At 73.7% G+C, this 23,903-nt stretch carries 22 protein-coding genes; 12 read left to right on the top strand and 10 right to left on the bottom strand.

Annotation, left to right across the window (positions count from 1 at the left end; all coding sequences use genetic code 11):
- The first annotated feature begins 56 nt into the window (after nucleotides 1–56).
- A complete protein-coding gene (locus ACU436_RS24525) occupies nucleotides 57–1,082 on the top strand; it encodes an NAD-dependent epimerase/dehydratase family protein (protein WP_459029056.1) in 1,026 nt (341 codons plus the stop codon).
- 69 nt (nucleotides 1,083–1,151) lie between these two features.
- Nucleotides 1,152–1,424: a DUF2277 domain-containing protein gene (locus ACU436_RS24520; protein WP_459029054.1), complete on the top strand. Its 273-nt coding sequence runs from the start codon at nucleotides 1,152–1,154 to the stop codon at nucleotides 1,422–1,424.
- On the opposite strand, the gene ACU436_RS24515 is transcribed toward ACU436_RS24520, so the two are convergent.
- Nucleotides 1,342–2,541 (bottom strand): MFS transporter, encoded by a 1,200-nt coding sequence (locus tag ACU436_RS24515; RefSeq protein ID WP_459029052.1) that lies wholly within the window; start codon nucleotides 2,539–2,541, stop codon nucleotides 1,342–1,344. The genes ACU436_RS24520 and ACU436_RS24515 overlap by 83 nt on opposite strands.
- A gap of 92 nt (nucleotides 2,542–2,633) precedes the next feature.
- Here ACU436_RS24515 and ACU436_RS24510 point away from each other — a divergent pair, with 92 nt between their 5' ends.
- Nucleotides 2,634–3,137 carry an Lrp/AsnC family transcriptional regulator gene (locus ACU436_RS24510; RefSeq protein WP_459029050.1) on the top strand — a complete coding sequence of 168 codons (504 nt, stop codon included), beginning with the start codon at nucleotides 2,634–2,636 and terminating at the stop codon, nucleotides 3,135–3,137.
- On the opposite strand, the gene ACU436_RS24505 is transcribed toward ACU436_RS24510, so the two are convergent.
- Nucleotides 3,134–4,369, bottom strand: coding sequence for a PQQ-dependent sugar dehydrogenase (locus ACU436_RS24505; RefSeq protein WP_459029048.1), 1,236 nt, complete (start codon nucleotides 4,367–4,369; stop codon nucleotides 3,134–3,136). The two genes, ACU436_RS24510 and ACU436_RS24505, sit on opposite strands and share 4 nt — an antisense overlap.
- Nucleotides 4,370–4,436: 67 nt before the next feature.
- On the opposite strand from ACU436_RS24505, the gene ACU436_RS24500 reads away from it, so the two are divergent.
- Nucleotides 4,437–7,757, top strand: coding sequence for a S41 family peptidase (locus tag ACU436_RS24500; protein ID WP_459029046.1), 3,321 nt, complete (start codon nucleotides 4,437–4,439; stop codon nucleotides 7,755–7,757).
- A gap of 6 nt (nucleotides 7,758–7,763) precedes the next feature.
- Here the strand turns inward: ACU436_RS24500 and ACU436_RS24495 are convergent, their stop codons facing one another.
- The 4 genes from ACU436_RS24495 to ACU436_RS24480 form a co-directional block, all read right to left on the bottom strand.
- Nucleotides 7,764–8,684, bottom strand: coding sequence for an LLM class flavin-dependent oxidoreductase (locus ACU436_RS24495; RefSeq protein ID WP_459029044.1), 921 nt, complete (start codon nucleotides 8,682–8,684; stop codon nucleotides 7,764–7,766).
- A gap of 103 nt (nucleotides 8,685–8,787) precedes the next feature.
- Nucleotides 8,788–9,579, bottom strand: coding sequence for an SAM-dependent methyltransferase (locus tag ACU436_RS24490; RefSeq protein WP_459029042.1), 792 nt, complete (start codon nucleotides 9,577–9,579; stop codon nucleotides 8,788–8,790).
- Between the two features lie 37 nt (nucleotides 9,580–9,616).
- The gene (locus ACU436_RS24485) at nucleotides 9,617–9,907 is read right to left on the bottom strand and encodes an SAM-dependent methyltransferase (RefSeq protein ID WP_459029040.1); all 291 of its coding nucleotides are present in this window, start codon (nucleotides 9,905–9,907) and stop codon (nucleotides 9,617–9,619) included.
- A gap of 11 nt (nucleotides 9,908–9,918) precedes the next feature.
- Nucleotides 9,919–10,281: an SAM-dependent methyltransferase gene (locus tag ACU436_RS24480; protein WP_459029038.1), complete on the bottom strand. Its 363-nt coding sequence runs from the start codon at nucleotides 10,279–10,281 to the stop codon at nucleotides 9,919–9,921.
- A 139-nt stretch (nucleotides 10,282–10,420) separates the two neighbouring features.
- Here ACU436_RS24480 and mfd point away from each other — a divergent pair, with 139 nt between their 5' ends.
- The 5 genes from mfd (at nucleotide 10,421) to ACU436_RS24455 (ending at nucleotide 17,292) form a co-directional block, all read left to right on the top strand.
- Nucleotides 10,421–13,969: a transcription-repair coupling factor gene (gene mfd, locus ACU436_RS24475; protein ID WP_459029121.1), complete on the top strand. Its 3,549-nt coding sequence runs from the start codon at nucleotides 10,421–10,423 to the stop codon at nucleotides 13,967–13,969.
- Between the two features lie 184 nt (nucleotides 13,970–14,153).
- The gene (locus ACU436_RS24470) at nucleotides 14,154–14,582 is read left to right on the top strand and encodes an RDD family protein (protein WP_459029036.1); all 429 of its coding nucleotides are present in this window, start codon (nucleotides 14,154–14,156) and stop codon (nucleotides 14,580–14,582) included.
- A gap of 42 nt (nucleotides 14,583–14,624) precedes the next feature.
- Nucleotides 14,625–15,527: a SurA N-terminal domain-containing protein gene (locus ACU436_RS24465; RefSeq protein ID WP_459029118.1), complete on the top strand. Its 903-nt coding sequence runs from the start codon at nucleotides 14,625–14,627 to the stop codon at nucleotides 15,525–15,527.
- A gap of 4 nt (nucleotides 15,528–15,531) precedes the next feature.
- A complete protein-coding gene (locus ACU436_RS24460) occupies nucleotides 15,532–16,509 on the top strand; it encodes a MazG family protein (RefSeq protein ID WP_459029034.1) in 978 nt (325 codons plus the stop codon).
- Between the two features lie 9 nt (nucleotides 16,510–16,518).
- The gene (locus tag ACU436_RS24455; protein ID WP_459029032.1) at nucleotides 16,519–17,292 is read left to right on the top strand and encodes a lytic murein transglycosylase; all 774 of its coding nucleotides are present in this window, start codon (nucleotides 16,519–16,521) and stop codon (nucleotides 17,290–17,292) included.
- A gap of 351 nt (nucleotides 17,293–17,643) precedes the next feature.
- On the opposite strand, the gene efeB is transcribed toward ACU436_RS24455, so the two are convergent.
- The 4 genes from efeB to ACU436_RS24435 form a co-directional block, all read right to left on the bottom strand.
- A complete protein-coding gene (efeB, locus tag ACU436_RS24450; protein WP_459029030.1) occupies nucleotides 17,644–18,879 on the bottom strand; it encodes an iron uptake transporter deferrochelatase/peroxidase subunit in 1,236 nt (411 codons plus the stop codon).
- Nucleotides 18,876–20,036, bottom strand: a complete 1,161-nt coding sequence (gene efeO / locus ACU436_RS24445; RefSeq protein WP_459029028.1) for an iron uptake system protein EfeO — start codon at nucleotides 20,034–20,036, stop codon at nucleotides 18,876–18,878. Before efeO ends, efeB begins: the two co-directional genes overlap by 4 nt.
- Before the next feature lie 17 nt (nucleotides 20,037–20,053).
- Nucleotides 20,054–20,875 carry an iron uptake transporter permease EfeU gene (gene efeU / locus ACU436_RS24440; RefSeq protein ID WP_459029026.1) on the bottom strand — a complete coding sequence of 274 codons (822 nt, stop codon included), beginning with the start codon at nucleotides 20,873–20,875 and terminating at the stop codon, nucleotides 20,054–20,056.
- A 114-nt stretch (nucleotides 20,876–20,989) separates the two neighbouring features.
- Complete coding sequence (locus ACU436_RS24435) at nucleotides 20,990–21,400, bottom strand: tetratricopeptide repeat protein (protein ID WP_459029024.1); 411 nt, start codon at nucleotides 21,398–21,400, stop codon at nucleotides 20,990–20,992.
- Nucleotides 21,401–21,559: 159 nt separating this feature from the next.
- Here ACU436_RS24435 and eno point away from each other — a divergent pair, with 159 nt between their 5' ends.
- From eno to ACU436_RS24420, 3 genes are all read left to right on the top strand, one after another.
- On the top strand, nucleotides 21,560–22,858 hold the full coding sequence (gene eno, locus ACU436_RS24430) for a phosphopyruvate hydratase (protein WP_459029022.1): 1,299 nt from the start codon (nucleotides 21,560–21,562) through the stop codon (nucleotides 22,856–22,858).
- Nucleotides 22,859–22,992: 134 nt separating this feature from the next.
- Complete coding sequence (locus ACU436_RS24425; RefSeq protein WP_459029020.1) at nucleotides 22,993–23,397, top strand: FtsB family cell division protein; 405 nt, start codon at nucleotides 22,993–22,995, stop codon at nucleotides 23,395–23,397.
- Complete coding sequence (locus ACU436_RS24420) at nucleotides 23,394–23,894, top strand: DUF501 domain-containing protein (RefSeq protein ID WP_459029018.1); 501 nt, start codon at nucleotides 23,394–23,396, stop codon at nucleotides 23,892–23,894. Before ACU436_RS24425 ends, ACU436_RS24420 begins: the two co-directional genes overlap by 4 nt.
- Nucleotides 23,895–23,903 lie beyond the last annotated feature (9 nt).

Raw genomic sequence — 23,903 nt, 5'->3', positions numbered from 1 at the left:
CGGGCCGCGGCGACGGCTCGACGAGAAGTTGACGACGACGAAGGGAACGAGCACTCGTGCGCATCCTGCTGACCGGTCACCAGGGCTACCTGGGCACCGTGATGGCCCCGATCCTCACCGCGGCAGGGCACGAGGTGACCGGCCTGGACAGCGGCCTGTTCGCCGAGTGCGTGCTCGGCACCCTGGACACCCCGGACGTCGAAGGCCTGTCCACCGACCTGCGTGACGTGAGTGTCGAGCAGCTGCGGGGCTTCGACGCGGTGGTCCACATGGCCGCGCTGTCCAACGACCCGCTGGGCTCGCTGGCCCCGGAGATCACCTACGACATCAACCACCACGCCTCCACCCGCCTGGCCCGGCTGTCGAAGGAGGCCGGCGTCAAGCGGTTCGTCTACGCCTCCACCTGCTCGGTGTACGGCGCCCAGTCCGGTGACGACCTCGTGGACGAGGACGCGCCGCTCAAGCCGGTCACCCCGTACGCGATCTCGAAGGTCCGCGTGGAGGATGACCTCGCCGAGCTGGCCGACAGCGACTTCGTGCCGGTCTCGATGCGCAACGCCACCGCGTTCGGCTTCTCGCCGCGGCTGCGCGCCGACATCGTGCTGAACAACCTCGTGGGGCACGCGGTCCTGACGAACGTGGTCAAGGTGCTGTCCGACGGCACGCCGTGGCGTCCGCTCGCCCACGCCGACGACATCGCCGGTGCCGTGGTGGCGGCGCTGGCCGCGCCCGCCGACGTGGTGCGCGCCCGCGCCTACAACGTGGGCACGGAGCGGAACAACCGCACGGTCGCCGAGATCGCCCAAGCCGTGGTGGACGCCGTTCCCGGCTCCGAGCTCTCGATCACCGGCGAGGCGGGCAACGACCCCCGTTCCTACCGCGTCGACTTCGCCCGCGCCCGCAAGGAGCTGGGCTTCGAGGCGCAGTGGTCCATCCCGGACGGCGCCGCCCAGCTCGCGAAGGAGTACAAGGAGCGGGGTCTCACCCAGGAGTCGTTCGACAAGAGGTTCACGCGCCTCGCCGTCCTGGCCGCCCGCCAGGAGCGGGGCGAGCTGGACGGGAGCATGCGCGTCATCTCCTGACCCTCAACTGCTGTGAGTGGTTACGAGTGCCATGGCACTCGTAACCACTCACGAGGCAGGATTGGCTTCGTGTGCCGCAACATACGAACCCTGTACAACTTCGAGCCGCCTGCCACCACCGACGAGGTGCGGGCGGCAGCCCTCCAGTACGTGCGGAAGGTCAGCGGAGCGGCCAAGCCGTCGCAGGCCAACGAGGCTGCATTCGCACGGGCCGTCGACGAGGTCACCGCGGCCACCCGGCGGCTGCTCGACGAGCTCGTCACCACCGCGGAGCCGAAGAACCGCGAGGTCGAGGCCGCGAAGGCGCGGGAGCGGGCGGCGCTGCGCTACGGCACCCGCTGACGCGGGCCTGCCACGCCGCGGCCACCACGAGCGCGGCCACGGCGGCCCCGGCCGAGGCGAGCAGCCCGTAGCCGCCTCCGCTCATCACGGCCCCGGACGCCGCGCCGCCGCCCGCCGCGGCCACCCCCATCGCGACCTCACCCCAGCCCTCGCGGCGCGGGCGCTCGCCCGCGGGAACACCCGCGGTGAGCAGGGTGCTGCCGGCCACCAGGCCGAGGTTCCATCCGACGCCGAGCAGCACGAGCGCCCCGCCGAGCACGAGCGGTGAGCCCGTGGCCGCGGCCGCGAGCAGCGCCGACGCCGCGAGCACGGCCCCGGCGAGCGCCGCCGTCGGCGCCGGGCCCCACCGGTCGGCGAGCCATCCCGAGAGCGGCGCGGGCGCGAACATCCCGGCGATGTGCAGGCTCACCACCAGACCGATCGCCCCCAGCCCGACGCCGAGGTGGTGCAGGTGCACCGGCGCCATCGTCATCACGCCGACCATCACCAGGTTCGCGAGCGCCAGCACGGTGAGCCCGCGCACGGGCGTGCCGGCCGGGGCCGCGCCGTGCGGGTCCGGCTCGACGGCGGTCGGGCGGGCCGGCAGGCGCAGCAGCAGGCTGGTGGCCCCGGCGAAGCATCCCGCGGCCACGACGTACGCCCCGGTCAGTCCGGGCAGGCCGAGCGCGCGGCCGAGCGCGTCCGCCGGTACCAGCAGGTTGGGCCCGGCCACCGCGCCGACGGTGGTGGCCGCGAGCACCGTGGCCATCGCCCGGGCCCGCGCCCCCTCCGCCGCGCCGTCGGCCGCTGCGTACCGGCCGAGCATCACAGCGGCCGTACCCGCTCCGATCAGGAGGGTGCCGGCGAGCAGCCCGGGCAGGTCGCCGGCGAGCACGACGACGACGCTCCCGCCCGTCGCCGCCCCCGTCCCCGCGGCGAGCGCCCGGGAACGCCCGAACCGGCGGCTCGCCGCCGACATCCCCAGGGCGGCCACCGCCGACCCGACCACGAGCACCGCCTGCGGCAGCCCGGCCACCGCGTCCGAGCCGCCGAGGCCGCGGGCGAGGAGGGCCGCCGCCACCCCGGCGACGGACTGGGCGAGGCCGCCGAGCAGGCTCGCGATCCACAGCATCGTCATCCGTAGAACGGTAGGAAGGACGGGCGCTCCCGCGAAGGGACGCCGCGGGGGTCCGACCCCCGTCCCGGTTCACGAACGCGAGGAGTTTCGCCGTGGACACTTCACGATCGTTCGAGCTGGACGACGTCGACTGGCGGCTGCTCGACGCGCTGCAGGCCGACGCCCGCCTGTCGTACAACGCGCTCAGCAAGCGGGTGCACCTCTCGCCGCCGGCCGTCGCGGAGCGGGTGCGCAGGCTGGAGGCGGCGGGCGTGATCTCCGGCTACCGGGCCGCCGTCGACCCGGCCCGGGCCGGCCAGCCGCTCGTCGCGTTCATCCAGCTTCGCTGCTCGCTCGGCCACTGCCTGCTCAAGACGACCACCGCGAAGACCTACCCGGAGGTCGTGGAGATCCACAAGCTGTCCGGGGAGCACTGCACGATGCTCAAGCTGCGCGCCGCGTCGCTGGCCCACCTCGAGGGTGTGATCGAGCGGATCGGTGAGCACGGCCAGATCAACACCTACGTCGTGCTCTCGACCGCGTACGAGGGGCGGCCGGTCACCGCCGTCGCCCCGGACCGCCCGGTGACCCGGTCGGAAGGCTGGAGCCAGGCCTAGATCGGGGTGACCCGCAGCACCTGGTCGTCGTTGCCGTTCGACGTCGAGACGTACAGCGCCCCGTCCGGGCCGAGGCGCACCGCGCGCAGCCGGCCGAACGTGCCGTCGAGCGGCGCGGGCTCGCGCACGTCGGCGACGGCGCCGTTCGGGCCGAGGGTCATCAGCAGCAGCTTCTCACCGCGCAACGCCCCCACGGCCAGCGCGCCGTCCAGGTCGCCCCACTGGGGGCCGGACAGGAAGGCGGCGCCGCTGACCGCCTCGACCGGGCTGCCCGAGCTCCACATGGCGGGCACGGCGTCGGGGAAGCGGTCGAGGTCGGTCATCGGCACCGACTCGTCGTAGCCGCCGACCCGGCCGCCCTGTGAGGGGTCCCAGCCGTAGTTGGCGCCCGCCTCGAGGCGGTTGATCTCGTCGTCGGTGCTGGGCCCGTGCTCGGCGGTGTAGACGTCATCGGTCCCGGGCCGGACGGCCACACCCTGCACGTTGCGGTGCCCGTAGGTCCAGATCAGCTGCCGTGCCGGGTTCTGGGCGTCGGCGAACGGGTTGCCCGGGGCGGGGCCGCCGGTGTCGAGATCCACGCGCAGCACCTTGCCCCCGAGCGAGTTCAGGTCCTGGGCCACGGCGGCGCGGGCGGTGTCGCCGGTGCCGACGAAGAGCGACCCGTCCGGGCCGATCGTCGGGCGGCAGCCGGAGTGGCGGCCGGACGAGTTGATCGGCAGGCCGCCGACGAGGGGATCCGCCACCCGGGAGGCCGAGGTGCCGTCCGCCGACAGCTCCCACGTGACGAGCCGGACGTCGGTGGGGGTGCCGTCCTGCATGTGGGTCTGGCAGGTGGTGAAACGGCGCGACTCCGCGAAGTCGGGGTGCACCACCATGCCCATCAGGCCGCCCTCGCCGCGGGCGTACACGTCGCTGAGGTCGGCGTTCACCTCCCGGGTGGTGGCGCCCGGCGCGATGCCCGACAGCAGCGCGATCCGCCCGTCCCGCTCCGTGACGAGCGCCCGGCCGTCCGGGAGGAACCCGATGTCCCAGACGTGCGACAGACCGCTCGCCACGGCCTCGACCTGCAGCTCGGGTATGCCGGTGCGGGCGGGGGCGGTGGTGGCGGGCGCGCTCGTGGCGGGCGCGACGCCGCTCTCGGCGGGGGCGGGGGCGGGGGCCGGGGCCCCACAGCCGGCCACACCGACCACCGCGACGACGCCCGCCACCACCATCCGCCGCAACCCCCGCATGGGGCCATCCTGCCGAGGGGAGGGTGAACGTGCCGTAGGTGGGTCACCCCTCGATACGGTCGCCGTCATGCCTTCGAGCTACCTGCGCTTCCCCCATCTCCGTGGCGACACGCTCGTGTTCACCGCGGAGGACGACGTGTGGACCGCCCCGCTCTCCGGAGGCCGCGCCTACCGGCTCACGGCGGACGACGTGCCGGTCGCCCAGCCGCGGCTGTCCCCGGACGGCACGCTGGTGTCCTGGACGTCGTGGAAGGACGGTGCGCCGGAGATCTACGTGAGCGATGTCGACGGCGGCGGCGTGCGGCGGCTGACGTACTGGGGTGACACGCGGGCGCAGTCGCTCGGCTGGACGCCGGACGGCGACGTGCTGGCGTCGAGCGCCTCCGGGCAGGCGGCCCCGCGGCGGGCCTGGGCCTACGCGATCCCCCGTGCGGGCGGGACCCCGCGCCGGCTGCCGTACGGGCCGGTGTCGGACGTGGCGCTGGCCGCGGACGGTCCGACGGTCGTCGTCGGCACGCTCATGGTGCGGGAACCGGCCTGGTGGAAGCGCTACCGCGGCGGCACGGCCGGCAAGCTCTGGTGGGACCGCGACGGATCCGGCGAGTTCGAGCGGCTCGCCGCCGACGTCGACGGGCAGTTGAGCTCGCCGATGATCGTGGGGCCCCGGATCGCGTTCCTCTCCGACCACGAGGGCTGGGGCAACCTGTACTCCCTCGGCGCCGACGGCACCGGGCTGCGCCGGCACACCGATCACGGCGGCCCGGGCGCGCCCGCGTTCTACGCACGCCACGCGAGCACCGACGGACATCGGGTCGTCTACGAGTGCGCGGGTGAGCTGTGGATCCTCGACACGCTCGACGGCGAACCACGGCGGCTGGACGTGCGGCTCGGCGGACCGCGGACGAACCGGGAGCCCTACCGCGTCTCGGCGGCCCGGGAGCTCACCTGGGCGGCGCCGGACCGGACGGGGCGCACGAGCATCGCGCTGGTCCGCGGCACCGTCCACCGGCTCACCCATCGGGACGGCCCGGCGCGCACCCTGCTCGCCGAACGGGGCGTGCGGGCCCGGCTGGCGAGGCCGCTGGGGGCCGAACGCGCGGTGTGGGTCGACGACGCCGAGGGCGAGGACGCCATCTGCATCGCCCCGCTCGACGAGCGGGCCGACGGGGCGGCGCCGCTGCAGCGGTTCGGCGCCGGCGAGGTGGGCCGGGTGCTGGAGCTGGCGCCCGCCCCGGACGCCTCCGCGGTGGCCCTGGCCACGCACGACGGCAGGCTCCTGGTGCTCGACGTCGCCGCGGGCGCGCTGCGGCAGGTCGCGCAGGGCGCCGACCGGGAGGTGGCCGATCTCGCCTGGTCGCCCGACAGCGCGTGGCTCGCCTACAGCGATCCGGTGGAGGCCGGGCTCTCCCGGGTCATGATGGTCCGGTTGGCCGACGACACGCTCGTGGCCGTCACCGAGCCGCGCTTCGCCGACACCGACCCCGTCTTCACCTCCGACGGCAAGTACCTGGCCTTCCTGTCGCGGCGCAGCTTCGACCCGATCTACGACGAGCACGCCTTCGACCTCACGTTCCCGGCGTCGTGGCGGCCGTTCCTGGTGCCGCTGGCCGCCCGCACGCCGTCGCCGTTCGGCGCGAGCCCGGACGGGCGCCCGGTCACGCCGGGGGAGGAGGGCGAGGCCGACCTGCGTGCCACGGAGGAGCCGCCCGAGGACGAGCAGGGCGAGGAGAAGAGCAAGGAGAGGAAGGACGACGCCCCGCCGGAGGTGGTCGTCGACGTCGAGGGGCTCACGGCCAGGGTCGTGCCGATGCCGGTCCAGGCAGCCCGCTACAGCGGGATGCGGGCCGGCAAGGACTGCCTGCTCTGGTACCGCATCCCCGTCTCCGGGGTGCTCGGTGACGCGCTCGCCGACACCGACGACCGCGCCGAGCGCCCGGTGCTCGAGCGCTTCGACCTGGTGCGCCGCAAGCTCGACGTCATCGCCGACCCGGTGAGCGGGTTCGCGGTGAGCGGGGACGGCACGCGCCTCGTCGTGCGCGACGGGAGGACGCTGCGGGTGCTGCGCACCGACCGGTCCGGCTCCGACACCCCGTCGTCGGGCGACGGCGACGAGTTCGAGATCGACACCCGGCGGATCGTCGTCACGGTGGACCCGACGGCCGAGTGGCGCCAGATGTTCGACGAGGCCGGCCGGCTGATGCGCGACCACTTCTGGGTGGCCGACATGGCCGGTGTCGACTGGTCCGCGGAGCTCGACCGCTACCGCCCGCTGGTGGACGCGGTCGGCAGCCACGACGACCTCGTCGACCTGCTGTGGGAGCTGCAGGGCGAGCTCGGCACGTCGCACGCGTACGTCCAGGCGAGCGGCGCGGGCGACCCGGGCGGCCGGCCGGGGCTGCTCGGCGCCGACCTCGAACCCGCGCCGGACGGCGACGGCTGGCGGGTGGTGCGGGTGCTGCCGCCGGAGACCTCGGCGCCCGCCGCCCGCAGCCCGCTCTCCGGGCCGGGTGTCGACGTGCGCGCGGGCGACGTGATCCTCGAGGTCGCCGGCCGGCCGGTCGACCCCGGCTACGGTCCGGCCGCGCTGCTGCTCTCCGGGGCGGACAAGCTGGTGGAGCTCACCGTGCGATCCGGCCCGGACCGCCCCGACGCGGGCACCGTGCGGCGGGTGGTCGTGCGGCCGCTCGCCTCGGAGTCGGCGCTGCGCTACCAGGACTGGGTGGCCGGCCGCCGCGCGTTCGTCGCGGACCGGTCCGAGGGCAGGCTCGGCTACCTGCACGTCCCGGACATGGCGGCGCCGGGCTGGGCGCAGCTGCACCGCGACCTGTCGCGGGAGACCTCGCGGGACGGGCTGATCCTCGACGTGCGCGGCAACGGGGGCGGCCACACCTCCCAGCTCGTGATCGAGAAGCTGGCCCGCAAGGTGATCGGCTGGGACGCGCCGCGGCACCGCCAGGCCACCACGTACCCGGAGGACGCGCCGCGCGGCCCGGTCGTCGCGCTCGCCGACGAGCTCGCGGGCTCCGACGGCGACATCGTCACGGCGGCGATCAAGCGGCTCGGGATCGGCCCCGTCGTCGGGGTGCGCACCTGGGGCGGCGTGATCGGCATCGACAGCCGCTACCGCCTCGTCGACGGCACCGGCGTCACGCAGCCGCGCTACGCCACGTGGTTCGACGACTCCGGCTGGGCGGTCGAGAACCACGGCGTCGACCCGGACGTCGAGGTCGTCGTGCGCCCGCAGGACTGGGTGGCCGGCCGCGACCCGCAGCTGGAGCGTGCGGTCGACATCGCGCTGGCCGCGCTGGAGGAGCGACCGGCGGTGCGCCCGCCGGACCCGGCCACGCGCCCGTCCCGCCGCCGCCCCGAGCTGCCGCCGAGGCCGTGACCGCGGCTAGCCGACCTGCGGGATCACCTCGGCCGCCAGGCGTTCCATCTGCTCGGCCGGATCGCCCACCGACGTGAACAGGACGAGCTCGGCGCCCGCGTCGAGCACCTCCTGCACCCCGCGGACGCAGTCGGCGGGGGTCCCGGCGACCGCGGCGGACTCGATCGCCTCGATCCGTCCGCCGTAGATCGAGGCCAGCGCGTCGTTCATGTGGCGCCGGGCGCGGTCCGCGTCGTCGTCCACGAGGATGTAGATGCGCTTGGCGATGGGGAACGCCGCGACGTCCCGGTCCTGCTCGGCGAGCAGACACCGGATCGTGCGCACCTGGTCGGCGAACCGCACCGTCGGAGACGAGCCGGCGCCGAAGAACCCCGTGCCGAGCCGGACGGTGCGGCGCAGGGCCGCCTCGGCGCTGCCGCCCATCCAGATCGGCGGGTGGGGCTTCTGGAACGGCTTCGGCTGCATCGACGCGTTCTCGACCTGCCAGAACTCCCCCGCGAAGGTCACGGGGTTCTCCGTCCACAGCGCCTTCATCAGCGCGAGGCCCTCGGTGAACTGCGCGATGTACCGCGCGGGATCCACCCGGAACGCGCCGAAGATCTGCTCGCGCCGCCCGCCGCTGCCGACGCCGACATCGAGCCGGCCCCCACTGAGCTGATCGAGCGTCGCCAGGTTCTTGGCCAGGTGGACCGGGCTGTGCAGCGTGGTCACGAACACCGCGCAGCCCACGCGCAGGCGCTCGGTGCACGCCCCCGCGTACGTCATGGTCTCGAGCGCGGACAGCTGCGACGACGACCCCAGCACCTGCTCCTGGGTCCAGCCGCTCTCGAAGCCGAGCTCCTCGGCCCGGCGGAGGTACCGGCGGAACGCCTCGCCGTCGAACTCGTGGTCGGAGAAGAACTGCGGGATGCCGATCCCGAATCTCATCCGCTGATCGTATGACCGCCGCCGCGCTCCGAGTACGGGCGGCCCGCTCGCTCGCTGGACGCGGGCGAAGGTGCCGTTCGCGCCACCCGTGCGGGTGCCGCGCTCAGCGGATCCGGCCGACCCCCGCCCACAGGCCCCGGTGCTGACCGCCGATCGTGTCCTCCGGGCGCCACTCCGTCGCGTCCACGAGACCCGGCTCCACCAGCTCGGTACCGCGCAGCATCGCGGCGACCTCGTCGCGGGTGCGGGGAGTGAAGGGGTTCGCGGTGCCGCGGTAGACGTCGGACATGGCGCGAACGTCGCCCGGGTCGTGATCGGTCGTCCCGTGCGACAGCACGTGGACGCTGCCGGGGGCGAGCCGGGCGCGGTAGCGTTCCGCGAGCCCGATGGGGTCGTCCTGGTCGCCGACGAACGGGAGCACTGAGACCGTCAGCAGCGCGACCGGGCGGACGAGGTCGAGCAGATCGCGGACCCCAGGTGCGGCGAAGACGGTCTCGGGGTCGCGTACATCGGCCATCGTGACAGTGGCGAGTGGGTTGTCCTCCAGCAGAGCGGTGGCCGAGGCGACGGTGACCGGTTCGTTGTCGACGTAGGCCACCCGCGCCACCGGGTTCGACGCCTGCGCGGCGTCGTGGACGTTGCCGGCGGTCGGGATGCCGGAGCCGAGGTCGAGGAACTGGTCGATGCCCTCCTCGAGGCAGAACCGCACGGCGCGGTGCAGGAAGAAGCGGTTCGCCCGGGCTACCTGCACCGCATAGGGGACGACCGCCTTGACCCGCTCGGCGGCCGCGCGGTCGGCGGCGAAGTTGTGCGATCCGCCCAGGTAGTAGTCGTACATCCGGGCGGCGTTGGGCACCTCGGGGTCGACGGCCGGCAGCTTCGACAGGTCGGTCATGCATGCGATGCTTCCGGTGCCGGGACGCGCCGTCCACTCACCGGATGCGACCGATCGCCGCCCACATGCCGCGGTGCTGGCTGCCGACCATGTCCTCCGGGCGCCACTCGGTGACGTCCACGATCCCCGGTTCGACGAGCTCGAGGCCGTCGAGCAGGGCGGCGACCTGCTCGCGGCTGCGCAGCAGCCCCGCCTCGGCCGCCGCGAGCTCGGTGGTGTCGTGGTCGCCCGTCACGTGGGACAGCGCGTGCACGCTGCCCGGCGCCAGCCGGCTCCGGTAGTCGGCGAGCAGGCCGGCGGCCTCGTCGTCGTCGTGCACGAACTGCATCACCGAGACCGTCAGCCGCCGTCGAGCAGCGCCGCCGCCGAGGCGACGGTGACGGGTTCGTCGTCGACGTAGGACACCCGGGCGGCCGGGTCGATCGCGCGTGCCGCCTCGTGGACGTTGCCGACGGTCGGGATGCCGGAGCCGAGATCGAGGAACTGGTCGATCCCCTCCTGCGCGCAGAACCGCACGGCCCGCCCCAGGAAGTACCGGTTCGCGTGGATCACGTGCGCGGCGAACGGCATGACGACCTTGATCCGTTCGGCGGCGGCCCGGTCGGCGGCGAAGTTGTGCGAGCCGCCGGGGAAGTAGTCGTACATCCGGGCGGCGTTGGGCACCTCGGGGTCGACCGGCGGCAGCTTCGACAGGTCGGTCATGGCCCTCGATGCTCCCAGGAGGGAGGCCGTCCGAGCGGTCGGCGTACGCTGGGTGAAGGCCCCGACCGGGGGAACATCCCGGGCAGGGGTCTGTTCTGCGTGCGCAACTCCTGCCTTGCGAGGGTCCTCGAACGTGGCCATGCTCTCCGGTCTCCTGCGCTCCACCCTGTCCGATCCCGATCTGCACGCGGTCCTCGAGGCCGCCCGCGACGCCCGCGCCGTCGACGTGCCCGCCGTGCAGGTGGAGGGGCCGGCGGCGCTCCGCCCGTTCCTCGCCGCGGCGTTCGGCACCGCCGAGGGCGACGGCGGTGCCGGTGCCACGGTGCTCGTCGTCACCGCCACCGACCGCGAGGCCGAGGACACCGCCGCGGCCACCGCCGACCTGCTCGGGTCGGACGCCGTGGCCGTGCTCCCGTCCTGGGAGACGCTGCCGCACGAGCGGCTCTCCCCGCGGCCGGACACGGTCGGGCGGCGCCTGGAGATCTTCCGGCAGCTCGCCGCACCGGAGACGGCCCCCCGCGTGGTGATCGCGGCGGCGCGCAGCCTCATCCAGCCGATCGCCCCCGGCCTCGGCACGCTCGACCCGGTCCGGCTGCGGGTCGGCGACACCCACGACTTCGAGGCGCTGCTCGTCCGCCTGGTCGAGCTCGCCTACACGCGGGTCGAGATGGTCACCGCCCGCGGCGAGTTCGCCGTGCGCGGCGGGATCGTCGACGTCTTCCCGCCCACGGCCGAGCACCCGGTCCGCATCGAGTTCTGGGGCGACGAGGTGAGCGAGCTGCGCTCGTTCTCCGTGGCCGACCAGCGTTCCGTCGCACCCGTCGAGGAGGTCGTCGCGCCCGGCTGCCGGGAGCTCTTGCTCACCGAGCCGGTGCGGGAGCGGGCCGCGGCGCTCGCGCGCGTCCATGAGAACAACCCGCAGCTGCGGGAGCTCCTGGAGCACCTCGCCGAGGGCATCCCGACCGAGGGCATGGAGTCGCTGGTACCGGCGCTGGTCGCGGGGGAGCTGGAGCTGCTCACCGACCTGCTGCCGGCGCGGTCGCTGGTGCTGCTCGCCGACCCGGAGCGCATCCGCACCCGCAGCGCCGACCTGGTGCGGACGGGCCAGGAGTTCCTGGAGGCGTCGTGGTTCGCGGCGGGGGTCGGCGGCGACTCGCCGATCGACGTCGGCGCGTCCGCGTACCGCGACCTCGGCGAGGTGCTGGAGCACGCGTCCGGCACCGGCCGGCCGGTCGTGACGTTGAGCCCGCTGGTGTCGGGCCGCGAGGACGTGCTGGTGCCGGCCGTCCACGAGGTGGAGAGCTACCGCGGCGACATCGACCGGGCGCTCGTCGACCTGCGCGCCCACGTCGCCACGGGTGGCACGGCCGTGCTCGTGGTCGCCGGGCAGGGCACCGCCCAGCGCTCGCTGGAGCAGCTGCGCGAGGCCGACGTGCCCGCCAAGCACGTCGACGAACTGGTCGGCAACCCGGAGCCGGGCCTGGTCACCGTCACCTGTGGGCGGCTCACCGAGGGCTTCACCGCCCGCGGGCTGGTGGTCCTCACCGAGGCCGACCTCACCGGCAACCGGGCCGCAGGCACCGAGCCGCGCAAGCTCGCGTCGCGGCGGCGCAACGCCGTCGACCTCGTCACGCTGCAGCCCGGCGACCACGTCGTGCACTCCCAGCACGGCATCGGCCGGTTCGTCGAGATGCGCGAGCGCACCGTCGGCGGGGCCACCCGTGAGTACCTGGTGCTGGAGTACGCGAGCTCGAAGCGCGGCCAGCCCGCCGACCGCCTGTTCGTCCCCACCGACGCGCTCGACGAGGTCAGCCGCTACGTCGGCGGCGAGGTGCCCACGCTCAACAAGCTCGGGGGCGCCGACTGGGCCAAGACGAAGGGCCGGGCCCGCAAGGCCGTCCGGCAGATCGCGGCGCAGCTCGTGCAGCTCTACGCGGCGCGCCAGTCCTCGCCGGGCCACGCGTTCGGCAAGGACAGCCCGTGGCAGCGCGAGCTGGAGGACGCCTTCCCGTACACCGAGACGCCCGACCAGATGGCCGCCATCGAGGAGGTCAAGCAGGACATGGAGCGGGCGGTCCCGATGGACCGGGTGATCTCCGGCGACGTCGGGTTCGGCAAGACCGAGATCGCCGTGCGCGCGGCGTTCAAGGCCGTGCAGGACGGCAAGCAGGTCGCGGTGCTCGTCCCCACCACGCTGCTCGCCACCCAGCACCTGCAGACGTTCTCCGACCGCATGCGCGCGTTCCCGGTCACGGTGAAGGGCCTCTCCCGGTTCACCGACGCCGCGGAGGCGAAGCAGACGATCGAGGGCCTCGCCGCGGGCACCGTCGACATCGTCGTGGGCACGCACCGCCTGCTGCAGACCGGCGTGCGGTGGAAGGACCTCGGCCTCGTGGTCGTCGACGAGGAGCAGCGCTTCGGCGTGGAGCACAAGGAACACATCACGGCGTTGCGAACGTACGTCGACGTGCTCACGCTCTCGGCCACGCCGATCCCGCGCACCCTCGAGATGAGCCTCGCGGGGATCCGCGAGATGTCGACGATCGCCACCCCGCCCGAGGACCGCCACCCCACCCTCACCTACGTCGGCGCCTACGCCGACAAGCAGGTGGCCGCGGCGATCCGTCGCGAGCTGCTGCGCGACGGCCAGGTGTTCTACGTCCACAACCGCGTCTCGTCGATCGACCGCGCCGCCCGCAAGATCCGCGACCTCGTGCCCGAGGCGCGCGTCGCGGTCGCGCACGGGCAGATGAACGAGGACCTGCTGGAGCGCACCGTGGGCGGCTTCTGGCACAACGAGTTCGACGTACTGGTCTGCACCACGATCGTCGAGAACGGCCTGGACATCTCCAACGCCAACACGCTCATCGTCGAGCGGTCCGACACCCTCGGCCTCTCGCAGCTGCACCAGCTGCGCGGCCGGGTCGGGCGTGGCCGCGAGCGCGGCTACGCCTACTTCCTGTTCCCGCCCGAGCACCCGCTCACCGAGACCGCGCACGACCGGCTCGCCACGATCGCGCAGCACTCCGACCTGGGTTCCGGTGCGGCCGTCGCGATGAAGGACCTGGAGATCCGGGGCGCGGGCAACATCCTCGGCGCGGAGCAGTCCGGCCACATCGCGGGCGTCGGGTTCGACCTCTACATCCGGCTGGTCGGCGAGGCCGTCGCGGCGTTCCGCAAGCAGGCCGGGGCCGGCGACGGCGAGGAGGAGGAACAGCTCGCCGACGTGCGGGTCGACCTGCCGATCGACGCGCACGTGCCGCACGACTACGTCACCGGCGAGCGGCTGCGGCTGGAGGTCTACCGCAAGATCGCCGAAGCGGCGGACGGCGCGGCCCTGGACGCGATCGTCGAGGAGCTCACCGACCGCTACGGCGAGCCGCCCACCCCCGTGCGCAACCTGCTCGCCGTCGCCGCGTTCCGCCAGACGTGCCGGACGTTGGGGGTCGCCGAGGTGGCGGTGGCCGGTCCGAGCATCCGGGTCGGGCCGGTCGAGCTGCTCGACTCGGCGCAGATGCGGCTCAAGCGGCTGTACCCGAAGTCGACCTACAAGCCGGCGGCCAAGCTCGTCAGCGTCCCGAAGCCCACCGAGAGTGGTCGCGTCGGTGCGGCTCCGCTGCGCGATGTTGCTCTGTTGGAGTGGTGCACGAAGCTCCTGACGGACCTCCTCACGCCGGCGCGAGTCTGACGGCCTGCATCCGGTCACCTGCGCGGAGTAACGGTCCGCGGCTTCTGGCGATCTTCCAGTTGGAGCCCTCCGGGACCGGTCCGGACGGGCATGACGCCCGGAGCGATGCGTGCCCGATCCCCAGCCGGAGACCGAACCGTCTCGTCGGGAGGCCCCGGGCGGGGCTGCGCGCCCGGAGCCGCCGGTGCGATACGGCTTTCCACTCCTCGCGACGTACGGGCAGCGGGTCGGTGGCTTCCTCATCGACATCGGCATCCCGGGCGGGCTGCTGGCCGTCGCGCTGATCGCCGCGCTGGCCACCCGGGACATCGTCGTGATCGGCGTCGTCTACCCGGCGGCCGCACTCGTCGGGCTGGCCTTCCTCGTCTGGAACAGCGGCTACCGGCAGGGTCGCTCGGGTCAGAGCCTCGGCAAGAGCGTGCTCGGCACGCGGCTGGTCGGCGCGCGCTCGGGTGAGCCGGTCGGGTTCGGCCGGGCGTTCTGGCGCCAGGTCGTGCACCTGCTCGACGCGATCCCGCTCGGACTCGGCTACCTCTGGCCGCTGTGGGACGAGCAGCGGCAGACGTTCGCGGACAAGATGTGCTCGACGCTCGTGGTGCAGGCCGACCTCTGATCCCGGCCTCACGTGGAGCGTGAGAGGCTGTCGTTCGTGCGCATGCAGGTGGGACGGGTTGTGGCGGCCGTCGCCGTCGTCGGCGCGGCGATCAGTGGCTGCGGTGGGCCGAGTCAGGCGGGCACGGCCGCGTTCGTCGGGGAGAACGCGGTCCCGCTCGAGCAGATCCAGTCGCGGCTCGACACGGCACTGGCCAAGGGTGACCGGATCGCGCAGTACACGTCCCAGGGCGGCACCACGGCCGACCTCGCCCGGAGCATCGTCACCAGCACCGTGATGCACGATCTGCTAGCCCGGCGTGCCGCCACGGAGGGCATCGTCGTCACCGACGCGCAGATCGACGGCCAGATCACCAACAGCGGCGGGGCGGACGCCCTGCTCGCCGGCTCGTTCTACGACCTGCCCGCGCTGCGCGACCGGGTGCGGGACGAGCTGATCGCCGCGCAGCTGGCCCAGCGGCTGATCCCCGGTTTGCAGGTCACCGTCGACCTCGTCGGCGCCACCTCTCGCGATGACGCGCAGGCGAAGGGGAAGGCGCTGCTCGAGGGCGGCGCCGCGGCCGCCGCGCTCACCGCGAACCCCCAGACCGGGCGCGGCGGGCTCACCGTGCAGGCCGCGAACTCGCCGGGTGACGCGACCACGCCCGTGTTCGCGCTGCCGGTCGGCTCGGTCGTCACCTTCCAGCCGGACCCCCAGCAGAGCAGCAACTGGCTCGTCATCAAGGTCACCGACCGGCGCACCGACGCACCCACGGACCCGGCGGCGCTGAGCGGGCTCAGCCAGGCCCAGCTCGTCGCGATCGGGCAGCGCAGCGTCCAGCAGACGGCCGAGGAGGTCGGCGTCCGCGTCAACCCCCGCTACGGGGTGTGGGACCAGATCCAGCAGCGCGTCGTCGCCGAGGGTCAGGAGGCGGGCACGATCCTCTCGCCCGCCCCGGTCGACTGACCCGGTGACGAGCTCCGCCGGGCGATCGGGCCTCGCCGCGCAGACGGTGCAGCGCACGGTCGTCGTCCTTCCCGAGCGCTGGTCCGGCGTCCTGCCGGCTGCCGCGGTGCCCGCACTGCGGGCGGCGGAGCGGCTGCTCGCCGACAGCACCGTGCCCGAGGACGCGGTCGTCGCGACAGGCGCTCTCCGCGCCGACGACTGGGGCGATGACGACGCCCCCACGGTGCTGCTCACCACCGACCCGGCCCGTGCCGACGGCGCCGTGCTGGCGGCGCCGCCGCCGCAGGGTGCGGCGCTCCTCGACGCCGCGGCCGTCATGGACCGGCTGCGCTCGCCCGGCGGCTGCCCGTGGGACGCCGAGCAGACCCACGAGTCGCTGCTGCAGTACCTGATCGAGGAGTGCTACGAGCTCTACCAGGCGATCGAGGACGGCGACCGCGACGCCATCCGCGAGGAGCTCGGCGACGTCCTGCTGCAGGTGCTGTTCCACGCCCGGGTCGCCGCCGAGCACGGCACGCGGCCGTTCACGGTCGACGACGTCGCGGGTGATCTCGTCACCAAGCTCGTCGGGCGGCACCCGCACGTGTTCGCCGGCAGCGAGCGGATCGACACCGCCGAGCGGCAGGAGCACCGCTGGGAGGAGCTCAAGCGCGCGGAGAAGCAGCGCGAGTCCAGCGTGGACGGCGTTCCGCTCGGGCAGCCCGCCGTCGCGCTCGCGGCGAAGCTCACCAGCCGCACCGCCCGCGCGCACCTGCCGTCCGACCTGCTGCCGGCCGGTGCGGGCGTGGGGGAGCAGTTGTTCGCGCTCGCCGCCGGGGCGAAGCTCGGCGGGGTCGACCCGGAGGCCGAGCTGCGGTCGGCCGCGCGCCGGTTCGCCGACACGGTGCGCGCGGCGGAGCGGGCCGCGGTGGCCGACGACGCCGACCCGCACGGCCTCGACGCCGATGGGTGGCGGCGCTACTGGCCCACCCGATCTGGTTAACCTGGTCGGGTGACGGCACGTCGTCGACGGCCCGCCCGCGCGATCGCGCTGGCCGTGCTCGGAATCATGACGATGGTGGCACTCATCGCAGTGTCGATCATCTCGGTCCGCGACAGTCGCGACTCCCGGCCGGAGCGCCCGCAACGTGGCGACGGGCTCACCGCCGCGGACGTCGACCCCGACACCCCCGTCCCCCAGCCGCCGCCGCTGGCGGCGGGCACCGACCTCGCCGCGTGGTCGACCACCGCGGCCAGGCGCAGCGGTGTGCCGGCCCGGGCGCTGCGCGCCTACGCCGCGGCGGAGCTGGCGCAGCGCTCCGACACACCGGCATGCCGTCTCTCCTGGAGCACCCTCGCCGGGATCGGACGGGTCGAGTCCGACCACGGCCGCTACGGCGGCGCCACCGTCGACGACGACGGCGTGTCCCGCCCGTGGATCATCGGGATCCCGCTCGACGGCACGTCCGGCGTGCGCGAGATCCGCGACACCGACGGCGGCCGGCTCGACGGTGACGCCACGTTCGACCGCGCCGTCGGGCCCATGCAGTTCCTGCCCACCACCTGGACCACTTTCGGCGCCGACGGCAACGGCGACGGCGTGCGCGACCCGCACCAGCTCGACGACGCCGCGCTGGCCGCCGCCCGCTACCTCTGCGCCGACGGCCGCGACACGGCCAGCGGCGAGGGGTGGTGGGCCGGCGTGCTCACCTACAACGCCTCCCTCGACTACGCCCGCCTCGTCTGGGCCGCCGCCGACCGCTACACCGTGGCCACCGCCGCCTGAGCCGCGCCGGCCCGTGAGCAGCGAGAACGTGACCTGAACCGCAGCGAGTGCCTGACCCGAATCGGGTGCGCCCCGTCGACCGGGTGCGCGGGCGACCTCTCCATGATCAAGTGTGGCTGAGCGCCCTTGGTGAGGCGCTGCCGCGGATGTCGGACCGATCACGGGGCGTTGATCGTTGCGAGATCGCGTTGAGCGCCCTCCGGAGGGCGATTGCGAGCATGTGAGCGATGGGGCAGCGCTATCCGCCGCGCGCGGATGCTCGCCTCGCAGGGCGGATGCCGCGGAACCGGGCCGGCAGAGGTTGTCCACCGGGACGGCGTAGACCTCACGGGGTTGGATCTTGCCCGGAGATCAGGCTTCGAGGAGCGACTGGCCCCAGTACCGGCCGTCGGCCAGGCCCGGCGGGCAGGCGAAGACGGCGGAGCCGGTGTGCTCGATGTACTCCATCATCACGTCGTCGTTGGCCAGCGCCCGCTGCATCGGCACGAACTGGGCGTGCGGGTCGCGCATGAACGCCACGAAGAACAGGCCCGCGTTCAGGTGCCCCCGGCCGTCGCTGCCGTCGACGAAGTTGTAGCCGCGCCGCAGGATGCGTACGCCGTTCAGCGACTCGGCCGATGCGAGGCGGATGTGCGCGTGCTCCGGGATGCGCGGTTCGCCGTCCGCGCCGATCGCGGCGAGGTCGGCGGTGTCGAACTCCCCGGTGGCGCCGAGCGGGGCGCCCTCACCCTTCGTCCGACCGATGATCGCCTCCTGCTCGGCGAGGGAGGTGCGGTCCCAGATCTCGATGTGCATGTCGATCCGCCGGGCCACGAGGTAGGTGCCGCCCGCGAGCCAGGCCGGCCCGTCGGCGGGCTGCACCCACACGTGCCGGTCCAGCTCGGCCCCGTCCTCGGCCTTGAGGTTGCGGGTGCCGTCCTTGAAACCGAACAGGTTGCGTGGCGTCGCCTGCGCCGTGGACGTCGACGACGTGCGCCCGAACCCGAGCTGCGACCAGCGCACGGCGGTGGTGCCGAACCCGATCCGAACGAGGTTGCGCACCGCGTGCACGGCGACCTGCGGGTCGTCGGCGCACGCCTGGATGCACAGGTCGCCGCCGGACAGGGCCGGGTCGAGCTGGTCCCCGGTGAAGTGGGGCAGCTCCGCCAGCCCGGGCGGGCGGAGGGCGGGGTCGAGGCCGAGCTTGTCGAAGAACCCCGGCCCGAGCCCGAACGTCAGGGTGAGCGACGCGGCCGGGAGCCCGAGCGCCTCGCCCGTGTCGGCGGGCGGGCCGTCGGGGTTGCCGCCCGTGGCCCCGCCGGGCGCGGTCTCCGCGCCCGCGGTCATGCGCTCGGACGCGGTCGTCCACTTCTGCAGGAGCGCACGCACGCGTTCGGGGTTGTCGGTGGTGAGGTCCAGCGCGACGAAGTGCAGCCGGTCCTGGGCGGGGGTGACGATGCCGGCCTGCCGGTCGCCGCGGAACGGTACGACCCCCTCGGCGACGGGTGCGGCGGTCGCCGAGCATGCCGTGACGGCGCCCGCCCCGGCGAGCGCCGCCCCGGCGCCCGCCCAGCCGAGCAGCCGCCGCCGAGAGAGTCCGCCGGTCACGAAGTGACGACCGCCGCGACCTGGCTGACCGGCTCGCCGAGTGCGTCGACCGCCTCGGACATCCGCCGGACGTCGTCCTCGGTGAGGTCGGTGTAGAGCTTGTAGCCGTCGCCTGCGCGGTACTCCTCCAGCAGCGCGTCGACGGCCGCGAACTGCTCGTCGAGCGCCGGGCCGAGCGTGGGGTCCTTCTCGTCGATCACCGGCCGGAGTGCGGCCACCGCGCCCTGCGAGCCCTCGACGTTGGCCTTGAAGTCCCACAGGTCGGTGTGCGAGTAGCGGTCCTCCTCGCCGGTGATCTTGCCGGTGGCGACCTCGTCGAGCAGCTCCTTGGCCCCGTTCGCGAGCTGCACCGGCGTGAGCTCGACGGTGGTGACCCGCGACTGCAGGTCCTGGATGTCGGTCATCAGCTGGTCGGCGATGGCGGGGGAGTCGGCCTGCAGACCGTCCACCCACAGATCCTTCTCGAGCCGGTGGTAGCCGGTGAACTCCACGCCGGGGTCGCGCTCGTCGTCCTCGCGGCCGTCGATCTTCGGGTCGATGTCGCCGAACGACTCGGCGACCGGCTCGATCCGCTCCCAGTAGGTCCGTGCCACGGGGAACAGCGCCTTCGCCTGCTCGGCGTCGCCGGCCTTCACGGCGTCGACGAACTCCTGCGTCTTCGGCACCAGCGCCTCGATCTGCGAGGTGACCCACCGGTGGTAGCCGGTGGTGGCCTCGGCGAGCCGCGTGTTGTCGTCGACGGACCGGGTGGCCGAGCCGGTGACCGTGAACGGCGCCTGGATCCCGTCGCCGACCATGCCCGGCTTGCACGCCGTGGTGTAACTGCCGCCGTCGGGCACCTCGACGATCAGGTCGCGGGTGAGGCCCGGACCGATGTTCTCGACCTCACCCATGATCCGGCCGCCCGTGCCGTAGAGGTAGAACTCCGTGATCTTGTTGCCGGCGTTGCGCACGGAGAACGTGATCGTGCCGGCGGGTGCCTCGGCCGCGCCGACCTCGCAGCTGTCGTCGGCCGCCGTGACGGCGATGGCGCCGCCGCCGTCAGGGGCGTCGGCGGGCGGCGCCGTGCTGGTCGTGCAGGCCGCGACGGCGGCGGCCGCGCCGATCGATGCGGCCGTGAGGACCGCGACACGCGGTGCGCGGAACGTGCGGGACATGGTGCTCCTCGAGCGGATCAGGTGGTGGGGGTCGCGGCGCGGGTCCGCTGGGGGCGGAGGAACAGCGGGAGGACGACCGCCACGTAGGCGACCCAGACGATGGCCTCGACCACCGTGGTCTGCGGGGAGAAGTTGAAGATCCCCTTCAGCAGGGTGCCGTGCCACGAGTCCGGGGGAACCGCGGCGCTGACGTCGAACGCGAGCGTGTTGAGGCCCGGCAGGATCCCGGCCTCCTGCAGGTCGTGCACTCCGTACGCGAGGATCCCCGCGGCAACGAAGATCAGTAGTACGCCGGTGACGGCGAAGAACCGGCCCAGGTTGAGGCTGATCGCGCCGCGGTAGATGAGGTAGGCGAGCACGATCGACGCCGCGATGCCCACGAGGAAGCCGATCAGCGGCTCGGTGGTCTCGCCGGCGGCCTGGGCGGCGGTGAAGAAGAACAACGCGGTCTCGAGCCCCTCGCGGCCGACGGCGAGCGTGGCCATCACGACCACCGCGGCCGGTCCCATCGCGAGTGCGCCCTCGAGCCGGCCGCGCAGCTCCGCGGAAATCGAGCGTGCGACCCGGCGCATCCAGAAGATCATCCAGGTGACGAACCCGACCGCGATGATCGAGAGCGCGCCGCCGAACGCCTCCTGCGTCTCGAAGGTCAGCTGCCGCTGGAAGAGCGCGAGCGCGAGGGTGACGCCGACGCTGACCGCGACCGCGATGCCCACGCCGAGCCAGACCTTCGGCAGCTCGGAGCGCCGGTCGGTGCGTACGAGGAAGGCGACGAGGATGCTGACGACGAGGCCGGCCTCGAGGCCTTCCCGCAGTCCGATGAGTGCATTTCCGAGCACGCCCGCTCCCTGAGGTCAGGCTGACCAGTGGCTCGGTGAGGCTAGCCTGCGTTCGCGACGCAGGGGAAGGGTCACGCGCAGCACATCACCGCAGCTCGGGAACGCCTTGCCGGCTCAGTCCGGATCGTCCGGATCGCCGTCACCGGACACCGCCATCCGGGCGCGCACCTCGCCGAGCGCCTCCTGGTACTCCGGGCGCGGGTCCATCGCGGCCGCCATCTTCAGCTGCGTCAGCGCCTCGGCGAGCCGGCCCTGCCGCTGCAGGGCCTTGCCGAGCGCGAAACGCGCGTAGTGGTCGGCGGGGTCGAGGTCGACCACCCGGCCGAGCGCCTCCTCCGCGCGCTGCAGCTGCGCGGAGTTCAGGTAGGCGCGACCGGCGAGGAGCTGCACGGACGCGTCGTTGGGCTGGCTTTCCAGGACCGGGGACAGTGCCTGCAACGCGTCGAGGGGCCGGCTGCGCGCGATCAGCATCTCGGCGCGGCGGAAGGACTCGAACAGGCCGTCAGATGCTGGCTGGCTCGTCATGGTCGTTCCTACGTTAGGTGTCGGCGGCGCGATCTGCGAGGGGTTCGAATTCGTCGTCCAGGGAAACCGCAGGCGACGTGCGGGTTCCTCCGCGGGCGTCGCGCACCCGGCGACTAGGCTGGCCCCCCGGACGAGCGAACCTTTCCGACGGGAGCACTTGTGGCGGTCATCGAGCAGGTCGGCGCACGCGAGATCCTCGACTCGCGGGGCAACCCGACGATCGAGGTCGAGGTCGCGCTCGACGACGGCACGCTGGCGCGCGCCGCGGTCCCCTCGGGCGCGTCGACGGGTGAGCACGAGGCGGTCGAGCTGCGTGACGGCGATCCCCTGCGTTTCGGCGGCAAGGGCGTCGAGAAGGCCGTCGCCGCGGTGCTCGACACGATCGGCCCCGAGCTCACCGGCATGGAGGCCGTCGACCAGCGGCTGGTCGACCAGCGCCTGGTAGACCTCGACGGCACCCCGGACAAGTCCGCGCTCGGTGCCAACGCGCTGCTGGGTGTGTCGCTCGCCGTCTCGAAGGCGGCGGCCGAGTCGTCCGGGCTGGAGCTGTTCCGCTACGTCGGCGGACCCAACGCCCACGTGCTGCCGGTGCCGATGCTGAACATCCTCAACGGCGGCGCACACGCCGACACGTCCGTCGACGTGCAGGAGTTCATGATCGCGCCGGTCGGTGCCGACTCGTTCAGGGAGGCGCTGCGCTGGGGCGCGGAGGTCTACCAGTCGCTCAAGGCCGTGCTGAAGAGCAAGGGTCTCCCCACCGGGCTCGGTGACGAGGGCGGCTTCGCCCCCGACCTGCCGGGCACCCGTGCCGCGCTGGACCTGATCGCGGAGGCCATCGACAAGACCGGCTACACGCTGGGCCGCGACGTCGCGCTCGCGCTCGACGTGGCCGCCACCGAGTTCCACGGCGACGGCGTCTACTCCTACGAGGGCAAGAAGCTGACCTCCCAGGAGCTGTCGGCCGTGTACGCGGAGCTCATCGCGGCCTACCCGCTGGTCTCGATCGAGGACCCGCTGTCGGAGGACGACTGGGACGGCTGGGTGGCGCTCACCGAGGCGATCGGTGACAAGGTCCAGCTCGTGGGCGACGACCTCTTCGTCACCAACCCGGAGCGGCTCGACGAGGGCATCAGCCGGGGCGCGGCCAACGCGCTGCTGGTCAAGGTCAACCAGATCGGCACGCTCTCGGAGACCCTCGACGCCGTCACGCTCGCGCAGTCGTCGGGCTACCGATGCATGATGAGCCACCGGTCCGGCGAGACCGAGGACACCACGATCGCCGACCTCGCCGTCGCCACCGGGTGCGGGCAGATCAAGGCCGGCGCGCCCGCCCGCTCCGAGCGGGTGGCGAAGTACAACCAGCTGCTGCGCATCGAGGAGGCGCTGGGCGACGCCGCCCGGTACGCGGGCGACCTCGCGTTCCCGCGCTACAGCTCCCCGGCGGACGCCGGGGCCTAGGCACGACGTTGGCACGCGACCTGGGGGACGAGCGGGCAAGGGCACGTGGGGAGCGCACGCGCCGCACCCCGCGTCCCCGTCGCTCCGGCATCGGCACGCCCCGCCGCCGTGGCCGGGAGCCGAAGCTCACGCGGGTGACCCGGGCCCGCGGGGTCGTCGCGGCCACCACCGGTTTCCTCGGTCTGTCCTCGACGAAGCGGGCCGCGATACTGGCGCTCGTCGTGTGCGCGCTCGCCCTCACGGTGGCGGTGCCGCTGCGCAACTACGTGGCCCAACGCCAGGAGCTCGCCGCCGTGTCGGAGCAGCAGCAGGTGCTCGCGGCCGACGTCGCGCGGCTGCAGCAGGAGCGGGCCCGGCTGTCGGACCCGGCCGAGATCGAGGCACAGGCCCGGTCGCGGCTCGGGTACGTCATGCCCGGGGAGGTGCCCTACGTCGTGCAGCTGCCGGTCGCGCCCGGTCCCGACCCGGCGGCCGCGGCGAATGCGGGCGTCCCGTGGTACCGGGTGCTGTGGCGCGAAGTGGCGGAAGGACCGCAATGACGAAGCCGGACGAGATCGCTGAGGCGGATGTCGAGGCCGTCACCGCGCAGCTGGGGCGCAGGCCGCGCGCGGTGCGCGACGTGGCGCACCGGTGCCCGTGCGGGCTGCCGGCGGTGCTGGAGACCTCCCCGCGGCTGGAGGACGGCACCCCGTTCCCCACGCTCTACTACCTGACCTGTTCCCGGCTGAACTCCCGCATCGGCGGTCTCGAGGCGGCCGGGTGGATGCGGGAGATGACGGCGCGGCTCGCCGAGGACCCCGAACTGGCGGCGGCCTACCGCCGCGCCCACGAGTCGTACCTCGCGGAGCGCGATGCGATCGAACCGCTCGGCACCGGCGTCAGCGCGGGCGGCATGCCCGACCGGGTGAAGTGCCTCCACGTGTGCGTGGCCCACGCCCTCGCGGCCGGGCCGGGCGTGAACCCGTTCGGCGACGAGGCGCTGGCCGAGATCGGCGAGTGGTGGCGGGCGGGCCCCTGCGTGCACCCCAGCCCATGAGGTTGCAGG

Source organism: Pseudonocardia wallangbongensis (genome assembly GCF_054486945.1).
The sequence above is the reverse complement of the archived record's forward strand: the minus strand, read 5'-3'. Positions and strand labels throughout refer to the sequence as shown.